Origin of the sequence: Oricola indica (genome assembly GCF_019966595.1) — a bacterium.
Classification (GTDB): Bacteria; Pseudomonadota; Alphaproteobacteria; order Rhizobiales; family Rhizobiaceae; genus Oricola; species Oricola indica.
On record NZ_JAINFJ010000004.1, the window covers coordinates 130,697 to 142,900 of the forward strand.

Genomic DNA, 12,204 nt, shown 5'->3' on the forward strand with positions numbered 1-12,204 from the left:
CCGGATCGTTCCGTTTGCTAGTTTCGGTCCGCCCTTACGCGAAGGTCTTCGCGTATGCGTCGATCTGAGCCTTCAGCTTTTCCTCGATCTCGTCGGAGAGCTTCTGCTCGGTGCGGATCGCTTCAAGCACATCCCTGCCTTCCGAACGCATATGCGCAAGCAGGCCCTGCTCGAACTTGCCGACATCGGAAACCGCGAGGGTGTCGAGATATCCCTTCACGCCCGCATAGATCACCGCGACCTGCTCTTCCGTCTTCAGCGGCGAGAACTGCGGCTGCTTCAGAAGTTCGGTCAGGCGCGCGCCGCGGTTGAGCAGGCGCTGCGTGGCGGCGTCGAGGTCGGAGCCGAACTGCGCGAAGGCCGCCATCTCGCGGTACTGCGCGAGCTCGCCCTTGATGGAGCCGGCAACCTGCTTCATCGCCTTGATCTGCGCGGCGGAGCCGACGCGAGACACCGACAGGCCGACGTTAACGGCCGGGCGGATGCCCTGGAAGAAGAGGTCGGTCTCGAGGAAGATCTGACCGTCGGTGATCGAGATCACGTTGGTCGGAATGAACGCCGAGACGTCATTGCCCTGGGTTTCGATGATCGGCAGAGCCGTCAGCGAGCCGGCGCCATGATCCTCGTTCAGCTTCGCGGCGCGTTCCAGCAGGCGCGAGTGCAGGTAGAACACGTCGCCCGGATATGCTTCGCGGCCCGGCGGACGGCGCAGCAGCAGGGACATCTGACGGTAGGCCACGGCCTGCTTCGACAGATCGTCATAGCCGATCAGGGCGTGCATGCCGTTGTCGCGGAAATATTCGCCGATGGTGCAGCCGGCGAACGGCGCGAGATACTGCATCGGAGCCGGATCGGATGCCGTCGCGGCGATGACGACGGAATATTCCATCGCGCCGCGCTCTTCGAGCACCTTCACGAACTGGGCGACGGTGGAGCGCTTCTGGCCGACGGCGACGTAGACGCAGAAAAGCTTCTCTTTTTCCGGGCCGTTGTCGTGGATCGGCTTCTGGTTGAGGAAGGTATCGAGGATGATCGCGGTCTTGCCGGTCTGGCGGTCGCCGATGACGAGCTCGCGCTGGCCACGACCGACCGGGATCAGGGCGTCGATGGCTTTCAGGCCAGTCGACATCGGCTCGTGCACCGACTTGCGCGGCATGATGCCGGGCGCCTTGACGTCGACGCGCTTGCGCTCTTTCGACTTGATCGGACCCTTGCCGTCGATCGGGTTGCCGAGTGCATCGACGACGCGGCCGAGCAGTTCCTTGCCAACCGGCACGTCAACGATGGCGCCGGTCCGCTTGACCGTGTCGCCTTCCTTGATGTCACGGTCGGAACCGAAGATCACGACGCCGACATTGTCGGCTTCGAGGTTCAGGGCCATGCCGCGAATGCCGCCGGGGAATTCGACCATCTCACCGGCCTGGACATTGTCGAGACCGTAGACGCGGGCGATGCCGTCACCGACGGACAGCACGGACCCGACTTCGGAAACTTCAGCTTCCTGTCCGAAATTCTTGATCTGGTCCTTAAGGATTGCGGAAATTTCCGCGGCGCGAATATCCATCAGCCGACCTCTTTAAGCGCGAGCTTCATTGAAGACAATTTGGTGCGAAGCGACGTGTCGATCTGGCGCGAGCCGATCTTGACGATCAGTCCACCCAGAAGCGAAGGATCGACGGTCAGGTCGATCTCCACGTCTTTGCCGGCGACGTCCTTCAACGTCGCCTTCAGATCCTTTTCCTGCGCGGCGGTCAGCTTGAAGGCGCTGGTGACCTGCGCAGTAACGATACCCTTGTGATCGTCGACGATCGCCCGGAACGCCTTGATCATGCCCGGCAGGGCGAAGAGGCGACGGTTCGACGCGACGACTTTCAGGAAGTTTCCAAAAACCCCGTCAAGGCCGGCCTTGTCGGCGATCGCGGTGATCGCCCGGAGCTGCTCGCCGGTCGAAAAGACCGGGCTGCCGATCAGGCGCCGCAGGTCTTCGCTTTCCGCGAACAGGGATTCAAGAGCGCCCAGCTGCTCCTCGACCTTGCCCAGCGAACCAGAGTCCAAAGCGATATCGAAAAGGGATTGAGCGTATCGTGAGGCAACACCGGAAGTGAGAGATGATTTGGCCACTGGCGATCGCTTCTCTGTCTAACCTCGATGCGCACGCAAAACGGAGCCGATGGGCTGTGCGCAACGCATTGATCTTGTTGATATTTCAGAATCGCAACATGGTACGGCAGTCGCACCCCGCCTGCGAATTGCGAGCCGTCTAGCACATGCTTTTAGCGGGTGCAACACGACGGCACCCGCCTTTTGTCGCAGGAACCGCCGATTTTGGCGCGCAAGGAAGCGCCTAGCGCACGATTCCGAAGGCGTAAAGAAGCGGCGCGACGGCCAGCGCCGCCTCGATGGAAATGGAAATCCAGTTGAACGACGAGTTGCCCCGATCGAACACGATCGAGACCAGCCGTCCGAGCGCGGTGAAGGCCCAGCCCGCGCCCAGCACCATCCAAACGAAGGGCTGATTGAACGCGATCGCGACAAGCGACGTGCCGAGATAAAAGCCCGCTATCGTCGCCCGGCTCTCGGATACCGCCTCCGGAATCCCTTCCTCCGTCCTCAGCCGCATGATGCGGAAGGAAAGACGCGGCGCGAAGAAGCACAGCAGTCCGAAAAACAGCGTGACGAGGGCCGAGGCCCAGGCCAGCCACTCGCCAGGCGATTGAGGGGGGATGATGGAGATCATGACGCGATATCGGCTTTCCGGTTTCTGCCTGCGCAATATGTATCGGGGATACGCGGGGTAAAGGCCACCCGTCAGAGATAGGACAGGATTTCTTCGGGAACAGATCGCGCATCAATGTCCGATTCGCGCACGAGCTGGTCGAAATGCTGTGTCAGGGCGCGCACCTGGCGGGTCTCGCGGAACACCATGTAGAACTGCCCGACATAGACGACGGCGAGCAAGGGGCCAAAGACCGTGACAGGCGCCGAGAAAACGCGCTTGCTGTCGTAGAGATAAACCCTCAGCGACGGGTAGAGCCGAGCGCAGGTCTCCGCCATGGCCTCGATCTGCCGCCGCGCCACATCGCGCGACAGGCCCTTCCAGTAGCCCTCGCAGCGCGCCAGCGATTCCACCATGTCGCGCGCGACACAGATCTCGTAGTCGCAGCCCGGCGCGCGCAGCCACTCTACCGTGTCGCGCAAAGACTGCATCGCCTGTTCCGGCGTCTTGGCGATAAAGGCGGCGTACTCCCAGCCCAGCACCTCCTCCGTCTTCAGCATATCGGGCAGCGTCGCCGATACGTGACGGATCTTGTGTCCGGCGGCTTCCCGGTGCCAGGCGATGATCTGGTCGTCCGCCGGCGTCCGATTGGCGTCGGCGATGCGAAAGCTGGCCGACAACAGGTCGGCGGCGGTTTCGCTGCGCTCGGTCAGGCCGAGCAGCCAGTCGGCGCTGACGCCGAGCGCCGAAGCGAACTCCGCGGCAAGATGCGCGTTCGGAAGGCGCGGATCGTCACCATTCAGCAGCTGCGCGACGGTTGACCGATCGACTCCACATTCCCGCGCCAGCCCGCTGCGCGATAATCCGCTCGCCGCCATGCGTTCGCTAACGCGTTTCCGAAAAAGGTCTGCCCGTTCTTCCTTACGCATGCCAGATAATTACCGCTCATGGTGATTATTATCAACATTCAAGAAAAAAGTTTCGAAAATACCAAATTGCCGTCACTACCCCGGACGCCTAGGTCGCTGTTGCAACCCCGAACCGAAAGCAACAGCAAATGGACTCGAAAATCCGGACCATCGCCAAGGCAATCACCTGGCAAATCCTCGGCCTCATCTCGATGTGCGCACTCGGATTCTGGCAGACCGGCTCGGTCGGCGGAGCGCTCACGCTCGCCTTTTCCGCCAGCCTGATGAGCATCGGAGTCTATTTCCTGCACGAACGCGCCTGGGGCCGCATCCGGTGGGGACGCGACGCGCGGGCGTGAAGGCAAGGCGACCCGACGCGCCATCCATAACGACATCATCGCTCCGCTTTTACCGTAAGCGCCGCCGCCACCGAGTGCTCGGTCCGGCTGCTCGTTACATTACTTAGCCAATCATCGAAGTTTTCCTTGCGCGCTCGTCCGCCGGATGATAGTTAGTGATATGGCTAAGCATGATATCGATCTTTCGCCGCTCTTCCACGCACTTGCCGACCCGACCCGTCGGGCGATGCTCACCCGGCTCGCCGAAGCGCCCGCACGGGTAACGGAACTGGCAGAGCCGACGGGCCTGAAGTTGCCGACCGTGATGCGGCACCTCTCGGTGCTCGAGGAGGCGGGTCTGATCGCCACGTCCAAGGACGGCCGGGTGCGCACCTGCGCCATCGTGCCCGAGGCATTTCAACCCGTCCGCAGCTGGCTCGACGAACAGCGGGCCATCTGGGAGGCGCGGCTCGACCGCCTCGATGCCTATGTGATGACTCTGATGAAGGAACGCGAAACGTGAAACCGGACTTCGACCCAAATACCGACCTGAGCTTTACCCGCACCCTGGCGGCGCCACGGCGGCTGATCTGGGAATGCTGGACGAAGCCGGAGCATATTCCCCACTTCTTCGTCCCTCTCCCGCACAAGGTGACTGCGGTTGACATCGATCTGCGGGTCGGCGGGAAGTTCGACACGACATTCGATGTCGAAGGCCAAGTGATGGAGAACCGGGGCGTCTATCTGGAAATCGTGGACGGCGAGAAGCTCGTTTTCACCGATGCCTACACGGAGGGCTGGAAGCCCGCGCCCGATCCTTTCATGACCGCGATCCTGCTGCTGGCGGATGCGCCGAACGGCGGCACGACCTACACGGCGATCGCCCGGCATCGCAATCCCGACAGCTGCAAGACGCATGAGGACATGGGCTTTTACGACGGCTGGGGCACCGTTGCGACACAGCTCGAAGCCTACGCGAAGGAATTGATGTGACGACCCGCGACTTTGCCACCCTGACATTCGAGCGCGACATCGCCGCACCACCGACCGCTGTGTGGGAAGCATGGACGGCCCCTGCCGCGAGGGCGATCTGGGCACCGCCGTCGCCGACGGTCACCGTGGAATTCCTTGAAGCCGATACCAGAGTAGGCGGCCGGGAGATATCGCTCTGCAAGGTCGCGGGACAGCCCGATTTCCGCTGCGAAATCGGCTGGCTCGCATTGGAACCGATGGCTTTCAGCGTGAATTACGAGGTGATCTCGTGCGAAGGAGCGAAGCAGTCGGCCGCGCTGGTGACGGCCGATTTCGCCGGCGACGGCGACCGCACCCGGCTCGTCGTAACGGTCCAGCTTTCCTCGCTGGCCGGGGATATGGAAGCCGGCTACCGCGAGGGCTTCAGAGCCGGGCTGGACAATCTTGCCGGCGTGGCCGAGCGAACCATGGTGCTGCAGCGGGTCATTCAAGCGCCCCGGTCCGTGGTCTGGGGCGCATGGATGAACCCCGAAACGCTGCCGCAATGGTGGGGACCGGACGGCTTTTCCTGCCGAACGCAGCGGATCGATCTGCGCGAGGGCGGCGAATGGGTATTCGACATGATCGGCCCCGACGGCACGGTATTTCCGAACCACCACCTCTATAATGAGGTCCGGCCCGAGGAACGGTTCGGCTACGCCCTGCTGTGGGGCGAAAACGGACCGAAACATGCCGATGCCTGGGCCTCGTTCGAGGATCAGGACGGGGCGACGAAAGTCACGCTTGGCATGGTGTTCAGCTCCACGGCCGAATTCCAGCAGGCCAAGGGCTTCGGCGCCGTGGAACTGGGTTACCAGACGCTCGGCAAGCTGGAGCGCTTCGCGACATCCTGAAAAGCACACTCAAAGGAATGACTGCGGATCGATATCCACGCTGACGCGCACCGAGCCGCGCGGACGCGGAGCGCTGGCGATCAAGGCCCGCAGGAAAGCCTGCATGTTTGCGCGTTCGGGTCCGTGCACCAAGATGCGGAAACGATGCCTGCCCCGGATCAGCGCCAGCGGCGCTTCGGCCGGCCCGAGCACCATGATTTCGCCGGACGGCGCGGCGGCGCGCAGGGCCCGGCCATGATTTTCCGCCTCGGCGCGGCTGTTGGCCGAGATGATGATCGAGGCAAGCCGGCCGAACGGCGGCAGTTGACCGCGCTCCCGTTCGGCGATCTGGTTGGCGTAGAAGGCGTCGGCATCGCCCGACACGATGGCGCGCATCGCCGGATGCTCGGGCTGGAAGGTCTGGATCAGACCGAGGCTCTTCTTGCCGGTTCGCCCCGCGCGGCCGGTCACCTGGCTCAACAGTTGGAACGTCCGCTCGGCGGCACGCGGATCGCCATTCGCCAAGCCAAGGTCCGCATCGACCACGCCGACCAGCGTCATGTTCGGAAAATTGTGTCCCTTGGCGACCAATTGCGTGCCGATCACGATATCGACCTCGCCCTTCTCGATCGCCTCGAGCTCGAGCCGCAGCCGCTTCACGCCGCCCAGCATGTCCGACGAGAGGACGATGGCGCGCGCATCCGGAAAGGCTTCGACGACTTCCTCGGCGATGCGCTCGATACCCGGCCCGCAGGCGACGAGATGGTCGAGCGTGCCGCATTCCGGACACGCCTCGGGAACCGGCTCGTGATGGCCGCAATGATGGCACAGAAGCTGGCCGCGGAACCGGTGCTCGACGAGCCAGCTCGAACAGTCGGGACATTCGAAGCGATGCCCGCAAACCCGGCAAAGCGTCAGCGGCGCATAGCCGCGGCGGTTCAGGAACAGGATCGCCTGCTCGCCGCGCTCCACCGCCGCGCCGACCGCCTTCACGAGTGGCGGCGACAGGAACTTGCCGCGCGCCGGCGGCGTGCGGCGCATGTCGATGGTGGCGAGTTCCGGCAGAGCGGCCTCGGCGAATCGCCGTGACAGCTTCACGTGGCGATACCGCCCTGTCTCGGCATTGTACCGGGTTTCCACCGACGGCGTGGCGCTCGACAGGATGACGGGGAAACCACCGATATGGCCGCGCACCACGGCCATGTCGCGCGCATGATAGACGACGCGTTCCTCCTGCTTGTAGGCGGGATCGTGTTCCTCGTCGACGACGATCAGTCCGAGATCGGAGAACGGCAGGAACAATGCCGAGCGCGCACCGGCGACGACACGGACACGCCCGTCCGCCACCTGCCGCCACACCCTTTCTCGCGTCTTCGGCGCAAGATCGGAATGCCATTCGGCCGGCGGCGCGCCGAACCGGTCGTGGAAGCGCTCCAGGAAGGAATGCGTCAACGAGATTTCCGGCAGGAGAACGAGAACCTGCCTGCCCTTCTCCAGCGCAGCCGCGATTGCCTCGAAATAGACCTCCGTCTTGCCGGAGCCGGTCACGCCGTCAAGCAGCGACGCCGAGAAACCGCCTTCGCGGACGGGGGCGGCGATCGTTTCAGCCGCCGCCTGCTGATCACCGGATAGCTGCGCCGCGCCGAATGTCGGGTCCGGCCGCGCTACGACCGGCACCGGCGGCAAATCGATCTCCTCGAAGGAGCCCGCCTTGAGAAGCCCGTCGACGACGGACAGCGACACGCCGGCCGCATGCGCCAGCCCGGATCGCGTCCAGCCGAAACCGTCCGATGCGGTTTCCATCACCCGCTCTCGCGCCGTCGTCATGCGCTCGGGCAATATATTCGTGCGTCGCAGTCCCGGCGTCAGCGGCTCGGGATCAAAAGCGGCGGGAACCCGCAGCACCATGCGCGCCACCATGCCGGGCGCGGCCAACGTGTACCGCGCGAGCCAGTCCACGAACCGGCGCGTCTCCTCGCTCAGCGGCGGGCAATCGAAGACATGTTCGACCGCGCGCAGTTTCTTCGCATCGACGTCGTCCTTGTGGTCCGCGTCCCAGACGACACCCGGCACCAGCCGCGGACCAAGAGGCACCGCGACGATCGAACCCGGCTCGACGTGCATCCCCTGCGGAACCGCATAGGTATAGGGTCGCTCCGACGGGGTCGGGACGAGTACGGGAACGGTATCGGGAGCGAGCAGCGAATCTTGCTTCATTTGCCCGTGACCTTGCCCACTCTTTGGTCTAAACGGAAGCCCGATCGCAAAACCCTCAAGACGGGATCATAAAAGGGCGCAATCCATGAAATTTTTTGTCGACACCGCCGATGTGAAGGAAATCCGCGAGCTGAACGAGATCGGACTGCTCGACGGCGTGACCACCAATCCGTCCCTGATCATGAAATCGGGACGCAGCATCAAGGAGGTCACGAAAGAAATCTGCGATATCGTCGAAGGACCGGTCTCTGCCGAGGTCACGGCGCTCGATTTCGAAGGCATGATGAAGGAAGCCGACATCCTGTCGAAGATCGCCGACAATATCTGCATCAAGGTTCCGTTGACCTTCGACGGCCTTAAGGCCTGCAAGGCGATCACGGGCGACGGCCGCAAGGTCAATGTGACGCTGTGCTTCTCGGCCAACCAGGCGCTTCTCGCCGCCAAGGCCGGCGCGACCTTCATTTCGCCCTTCATCGGGCGTCTCGACGACCTCGCCATCGACGGCATGGAACTGATCGCCGATATCCGCACGATCTACAACAATTACGGGTTCCAGACCGAGATCCTCGCAGCGTCGATCCGCACCGTGAACCATGTCAGGGAAGCGGCCCTGATCGGCGCGGATGTGGCGACGGTTCCGCCCGCGACGCTGAAGGCGCTGGTCAAGCACACCCTGACGGACAAGGGCATCGAAGCCTTCATGGCCGACTGGGCCAAGACCGGCCAGTCCATCGCCTGACCCGCGGAGGCTTCGGCCTCCGCCTTTCCTCAGACCTCGAGACGCGCGACCAGCGTTCGCAACAGCTGCTCGCGATGCGCCGACGTGCCCGTCGCCGGGTCGATGACCGTCTCAGCGATCGCCAGAAGCTGTCCGCGTTCGGCGGGCGTCAGCGTTTGCCTGAGATAGGGCGCTACGTGACGCAATGCGGTGCTGGCTTCGGCGCATTGGCCGGCCGCCCACTTGCCATAGATCACCGCCTCTTCGACCAGGGCGGGACTGCCGGCGACCGGCAACAGCGCCTCGCGCAATCGATGCTCGGCCTTGTCGTCAAACACGCCCTGGTCCTGCGCCATCGCGATAATCACGGTCGCCGCGCCCACAACGGGATCGTCAATGGCCGCGAAAGGGCTTTCCGCGGCGCGATTGCGGAATCTGCGTCTCTTCGCCGCGCCATGGGCGCGACCCGCCGCGTCGGCGATATTGCGAACAGCAACCCCCGCCGCCCTGAGGCGATACCACCAGAAAAGGCCTGCGCCGAGCAGACCGAGAAGTGTAATGACGACGTGCATCCGGTTTTCCTCCGGCTGAGAACGGGATTTGCGCCCAGCCTTGCGTGGAAAACGGGAACGGGTCTGTGCGCGAGCGCACATGCGGACCCGGCGGCTATCGGTCTGAAATGATGGAAGCGCCCGCCGAGACGGACGGTATCAGCCGGCGAATTCCGCGTCGGCGTCGTCGCGCAGAACGAACTCGCAATGGTTTTGCATGCGAACGGTCAGGTCCTGAACGTCGCCTTCCAGCATGTCGGGTTCGATCGGCTTGCCGATCGTCATGCGGAAGTTCTGGCCCTTCTTGTTGAGCAGCTCGTGGAACACCGTCATGTCCCGCAATTCGGGCGTGCGATGCGACAGCAGGTAGAAGAGCTTCGAATTGCGCGAACTCATATGCATCGGGATCACCGGCACATTGTAGCGCTTGGCCATGTGCACGCCGGTCGCCTGCCACGGGCGCTCATGCAGCCCGCCCTTCGCCCAATAGGCGATGCGGCCCGAGGGAAACAGGATGATCGCCCGGCCGTCCGAGAAGGCCCGGCTGGTGCGCACGAGCGTCTCGCGGCTTTTCGCATGCGATTTCTCGGTGGTCCGCCATTCGACCGGGATGATGATTTCCGACAGACGCTGGTTGACCCGGATCGCGTCGCGATTGGCGAAGAAGACGAGATCGGGACGCGTGTCCTTGATCATGTCGTAAACGGCGACGCCGTCGGCAATGCCTGTCGGATGGTTCGAGACAAGGATGAACGCGCCTTCGGAGGGAAGGTTTTCCTTGCCCTCGACGGTGACATCGAGCTCCAGCATTCGGCTGACATATTCGAAACACTCGATGCCGCTGAGCTCCGCAACCTCGTCGGCCATGCGAACGGCCTGATCGTAATAGAGGACCTTGTAGAGCGCCGGCCGGATCAGCGGCCACATCGGATGCTTGATTAGCGTCTGGCCACGCTCCTCGATCAGCTGATCGACGACGTGGCGGTCTTTCAGCGCGCGGGAATCCGCCCGACCCGTCACGATGTCGGAGAAAGTCGAAGATGCGCTCTGGAATTCCATGGCCATGTGTCCGGTGGGCGTCGTCGCCGTCCTCTCACCGATTTGTATATCGATAGTATGACACATCCGCCAATACAGTGAAGCGTCACGCTGCGACATATTATGCCACAGCGTGAATTTCAAAGAAATAATAGTGCGTTAACGACGGTAACGTCAGCTGCCGACTTTTTCGACCCCGCGAAAGGCCTGCGCGCCCCACAGCTCTCTCACTCGCGCATCACGGCCACATCCCTTGCGGTAACCCTTGTAGGCCTTGGCGCGGGTGACGATTCCGAATCGGCTCAGCACCCTCTCCTGGCTGAGATAATAGTCCTGATGGTAATCCTCGGCCTTCCAGAAGGTCGCTGGCCCCTCGACCGGCGTCACGACCGGCTTCCCAAGCGTCTCCTGCGCGTCGGCGATCGCTTCGCGGGCCGCTTCCGCCTCCTCGCTGGTGCCCGCATGGATCGCGGTCGTGTAGCTGTGGCCGCGGTCGCAGAACTGCCCGCCGGCATCGGTCGGGTCGATGGTGCGAAGGAAATTCGTCACCAGCGTGCGATAATCCGTTCTGGTGTCGTCGTAATCGACCTTGACGACCTCGCGATGTTTGCCGTGATCGCGGTAGGTCGGATTGTCCATCTCGCCGCCCGCATAGCCCGACGTCGTCGCGACGACACCCTCCATGTGATCGAAATCGCTTTCAACGCACCAGAAGCAGCCTCCGGCGACAACCAGGGATTTGGTTTCGGCGGAAGCAGGCATGGCGGTCAGGGCCGTTGCAGCCAGCGACAGCGCAGCAATCGTCTTTTTGAGCAAGGTCATCGGATGTCCTCCGTTCGTGTTCCTGCATCCTCACATGGAACACCCATTTCACAATGCCGACCCCGCGCCCAATCAGATTTGAACACGCTTGCGTGAGCAATATTTTTGATCGCGACTTGAACCGAAGGCCGGGTACAGCAGTTAGACTCCCGAATTCACAAAAGGAGACCAACATGAAACGCCATGCTTCAGCCGTCTGGGAAGGCAATCTTCAGGAGGGCAAAGGTCGCCTGACGACGCAGAGCGGCGCGCTCAACGACAAGCGCTACGACTTCCGCACCCGTTTCGAGGACGAGGACGGCACAGCCGGCACCAATCCGGAAGAACTGATCGCCGCGGCACATGCCGGCTGCTTCGCCATGCAGCTTTCGCATTTCCTTGCGGAAAACGGTACGCCGGCAGACAAGCTCGAGGCGAAGGCAACCGTGGAAGTGGTGCCCGGCGAGGGTATCAAGGGCAGCGCGCTGGTGCTCGAAGCCTCCGTCCCGGGGATAGAGGACGAGACCTTCCAGGAACTTGCGACCAAGGCCAAGGAAGGCTGCCCCGTTTCCGGTGCGCTGGCGGCGATCACCATCACGCTGGACGCGAAGCTGGTCTGAGCGTTACTCACCCATGGCGTCGAAGGCGGACAACGCCTCGGCGCCATAAATCATCGACGGGCCACCGCCCATATAGAGCGCCACGGCGATCGTCTCGATCACCTCTTCGCGGGACGCGCCGTGTTTTTTCGCGGCCTTGGCGTGGAACGCGAGACAGCCGTCGCAACGCGCCGTGATGCCGATGGCGAGCGCGATGAGCTCCTTGGTTTTCGAATCGAGTGCGCCCGGCTTGATCGCCGCCTGCGCCAGAGCGCTGAAGCCCTTCGCGGGCTCCGGCATCGCCTTGCGCAGTTCCGCCATGCGCTGGTTGGTCTGATCGGTGAATGCAACCCAGTCTGTCTCGGCCATATGCCATTCCTTTCATTTTTCCGGACGTCCTATCGCGGAAAAGGCGATGACGAGTTGATGCGGGTCAAGGAGATGAGTCGCACCATCCTCGTCCCCTGTCGCTAG

The 12,204-nt window shown here is 63.0% G+C and carries 15 protein-coding genes; 6 read left to right on the forward strand and 9 right to left on the reverse strand.

Annotated features, from left to right (window positions below; genetic code table 11):
• Nucleotides 1–34: 34 nt before the first annotated feature.
• The 4 genes from atpA to LC343_RS12220 form a co-directional block, all read right to left on the reverse strand.
• Nucleotides 35–1,564, reverse strand: a complete 1,530-nt coding sequence (atpA, locus tag LC343_RS12205; RefSeq protein WP_223477415.1) for a F0F1 ATP synthase subunit alpha — start codon at nucleotides 1,562–1,564, stop codon at nucleotides 35–37.
• Entirely contained in the window at nucleotides 1,564–2,121 is a 558-nt protein-coding gene (locus LC343_RS12210) for a F0F1 ATP synthase subunit delta (RefSeq protein WP_223477416.1), read from the reverse strand. The genes atpA and LC343_RS12210 overlap by 1 nt, the downstream gene beginning before the upstream one ends.
• A 223-nt stretch (nucleotides 2,122–2,344) precedes the next feature.
• Nucleotides 2,345–2,737: an AGROH133_08824 family phage infection protein gene (locus LC343_RS12215; RefSeq protein WP_223477417.1), complete on the reverse strand. Its 393-nt coding sequence runs from the start codon at nucleotides 2,735–2,737 to the stop codon at nucleotides 2,345–2,347.
• Nucleotides 2,738–2,808: 71 nt separating this feature from the next.
• A complete protein-coding gene (locus LC343_RS12220; protein ID WP_223477418.1) occupies nucleotides 2,809–3,645 on the reverse strand; it encodes a helix-turn-helix domain-containing protein in 837 nt (278 codons plus the stop codon).
• Nucleotides 3,646–3,773: 128 nt separating this feature from the next.
• On the opposite strand from LC343_RS12220, the gene LC343_RS12225 reads away from it, so the two are divergent.
• The 4 genes from LC343_RS12225 to LC343_RS12240 all read left to right on the forward strand — a co-directional run bounded on the left by LC343_RS12225 (nucleotide 3,774) and on the right by LC343_RS12240 (nucleotide 5,827).
• The gene (locus LC343_RS12225; RefSeq protein ID WP_223477419.1) at nucleotides 3,774–3,983 is read left to right on the forward strand and encodes a DUF2061 domain-containing protein; all 210 of its coding nucleotides are present in this window, start codon (nucleotides 3,774–3,776) and stop codon (nucleotides 3,981–3,983) included.
• 160 nt (nucleotides 3,984–4,143) lie between these two features.
• Nucleotides 4,144–4,485, forward strand: coding sequence for an ArsR/SmtB family transcription factor (locus LC343_RS12230; protein WP_223477420.1), 342 nt, complete (start codon nucleotides 4,144–4,146; stop codon nucleotides 4,483–4,485).
• Nucleotides 4,482–4,955: an SRPBCC family protein gene (locus LC343_RS12235; RefSeq protein WP_223477421.1), complete on the forward strand. Its 474-nt coding sequence runs from the start codon at nucleotides 4,482–4,484 to the stop codon at nucleotides 4,953–4,955. Before LC343_RS12230 ends, LC343_RS12235 begins: the two co-directional genes overlap by 4 nt.
• Nucleotides 4,952–5,827: an SRPBCC family protein gene (locus LC343_RS12240; RefSeq protein ID WP_223477422.1), complete on the forward strand. Its 876-nt coding sequence runs from the start codon at nucleotides 4,952–4,954 to the stop codon at nucleotides 5,825–5,827. The genes LC343_RS12235 and LC343_RS12240 overlap by 4 nt, the downstream gene beginning before the upstream one ends.
• Nucleotides 5,828–5,836: 9 nt before the next feature.
• Here the strand turns inward: LC343_RS12240 and LC343_RS12245 are convergent, their stop codons facing one another.
• Complete coding sequence (locus LC343_RS12245) at nucleotides 5,837–8,023, reverse strand: primosomal protein N' (protein WP_223477423.1); 2,187 nt, start codon at nucleotides 8,021–8,023, stop codon at nucleotides 5,837–5,839.
• Between the two features lie 85 nt (nucleotides 8,024–8,108).
• Between LC343_RS12245 and fsa the strand changes: the two genes are divergently transcribed.
• Complete coding sequence (gene fsa, locus LC343_RS12250; RefSeq protein ID WP_223477424.1) at nucleotides 8,109–8,762, forward strand: fructose-6-phosphate aldolase; 654 nt, start codon at nucleotides 8,109–8,111, stop codon at nucleotides 8,760–8,762.
• A 29-nt stretch (nucleotides 8,763–8,791) separates the two neighbouring features.
• On the opposite strand, the gene LC343_RS12255 is transcribed toward fsa, so the two are convergent.
• The 3 genes from LC343_RS12255 to msrA all read right to left on the reverse strand — a co-directional run bounded on the left by LC343_RS12255 (nucleotide 8,792) and on the right by msrA (nucleotide 11,152).
• A complete protein-coding gene (locus LC343_RS12255) occupies nucleotides 8,792–9,313 on the reverse strand; it encodes a hypothetical protein (protein WP_223477425.1) in 522 nt (173 codons plus the stop codon).
• A 138-nt stretch (nucleotides 9,314–9,451) separates the two neighbouring features.
• Nucleotides 9,452–10,351 carry a 1-acyl-sn-glycerol-3-phosphate acyltransferase gene (locus LC343_RS12260; protein WP_223477426.1) on the reverse strand — a complete coding sequence of 300 codons (900 nt, stop codon included), beginning with the start codon at nucleotides 10,349–10,351 and terminating at the stop codon, nucleotides 9,452–9,454.
• Nucleotides 10,352–10,504: 153 nt separating this feature from the next.
• Nucleotides 10,505–11,152, reverse strand: coding sequence for a peptide-methionine (S)-S-oxide reductase MsrA (msrA, locus tag LC343_RS12265; RefSeq protein WP_223477427.1), 648 nt, complete (start codon nucleotides 11,150–11,152; stop codon nucleotides 10,505–10,507).
• Between the two features lie 173 nt (nucleotides 11,153–11,325).
• Between msrA and LC343_RS12270 the strand changes: the two genes are divergently transcribed.
• Complete coding sequence (locus tag LC343_RS12270; RefSeq protein ID WP_223477428.1) at nucleotides 11,326–11,751, forward strand: OsmC family protein; 426 nt, start codon at nucleotides 11,326–11,328, stop codon at nucleotides 11,749–11,751.
• A 3-nt stretch (nucleotides 11,752–11,754) separates the two neighbouring features.
• On the opposite strand, the gene LC343_RS12275 is transcribed toward LC343_RS12270, so the two are convergent.
• A complete protein-coding gene (locus LC343_RS12275; protein WP_223477429.1) occupies nucleotides 11,755–12,099 on the reverse strand; it encodes a carboxymuconolactone decarboxylase family protein in 345 nt (114 codons plus the stop codon).
• Between the last annotated feature and the right edge of the window lie 105 nt (nucleotides 12,100–12,204).

What these genes read in the sequence shown, in the direction of transcription:
- atpA (WP_223477415.1), bottom strand. Translation starts at nt 1,564, where the DNA reads ATGGATATTCGCGCCGCGGAAATTTCCGCAATCCTTAAGGACCAGATC.
- LC343_RS12215 (WP_223477417.1), bottom strand. Translation starts at nt 2,737, where the DNA reads ATGATCTCCATCATCCCCCCTCAATCGCCTGGCGAGTGGCTGGCCTGG.
- LC343_RS12220 (WP_223477418.1), bottom strand. Translation starts at nt 3,645, where the DNA reads ATGCGTAAGGAAGAACGGGCAGACCTTTTTCGGAAACGCGTTAGCGAA.
- LC343_RS12225 (WP_223477419.1), top strand. Translation starts at nt 3,774, where the DNA reads ATGGACTCGAAAATCCGGACCATCGCCAAGGCAATCACCTGGCAAATC.
- LC343_RS12230 (WP_223477420.1), top strand. Translation starts at nt 4,144, where the DNA reads ATGGCTAAGCATGATATCGATCTTTCGCCGCTCTTCCACGCACTTGCC.
- LC343_RS12245 (WP_223477423.1), bottom strand. Translation starts at nt 8,023, where the DNA reads ATGAAGCAAGATTCGCTGCTCGCTCCCGATACCGTTCCCGTACTCGTC.
- fsa (WP_223477424.1), top strand. Translation starts at nt 8,109, where the DNA reads ATGAAATTTTTTGTCGACACCGCCGATGTGAAGGAAATCCGCGAGCTG.
- LC343_RS12255 (WP_223477425.1), bottom strand. Translation starts at nt 9,313, where the DNA reads ATGCACGTCGTCATTACACTTCTCGGTCTGCTCGGCGCAGGCCTTTTC.
- LC343_RS12260 (WP_223477426.1), bottom strand. Translation starts at nt 10,351, where the DNA reads ATGGAATTCCAGAGCGCATCTTCGACTTTCTCCGACATCGTGACGGGT.
- msrA (WP_223477427.1), bottom strand. Translation starts at nt 11,152, where the DNA reads ATGACCTTGCTCAAAAAGACGATTGCTGCGCTGTCGCTGGCTGCAACG.
- LC343_RS12270 (WP_223477428.1), top strand. Translation starts at nt 11,326, where the DNA reads ATGAAACGCCATGCTTCAGCCGTCTGGGAAGGCAATCTTCAGGAGGGC.
- LC343_RS12275 (WP_223477429.1), bottom strand. Translation starts at nt 12,099, where the DNA reads ATGGCCGAGACAGACTGGGTTGCATTCACCGATCAGACCAACCAGCGC.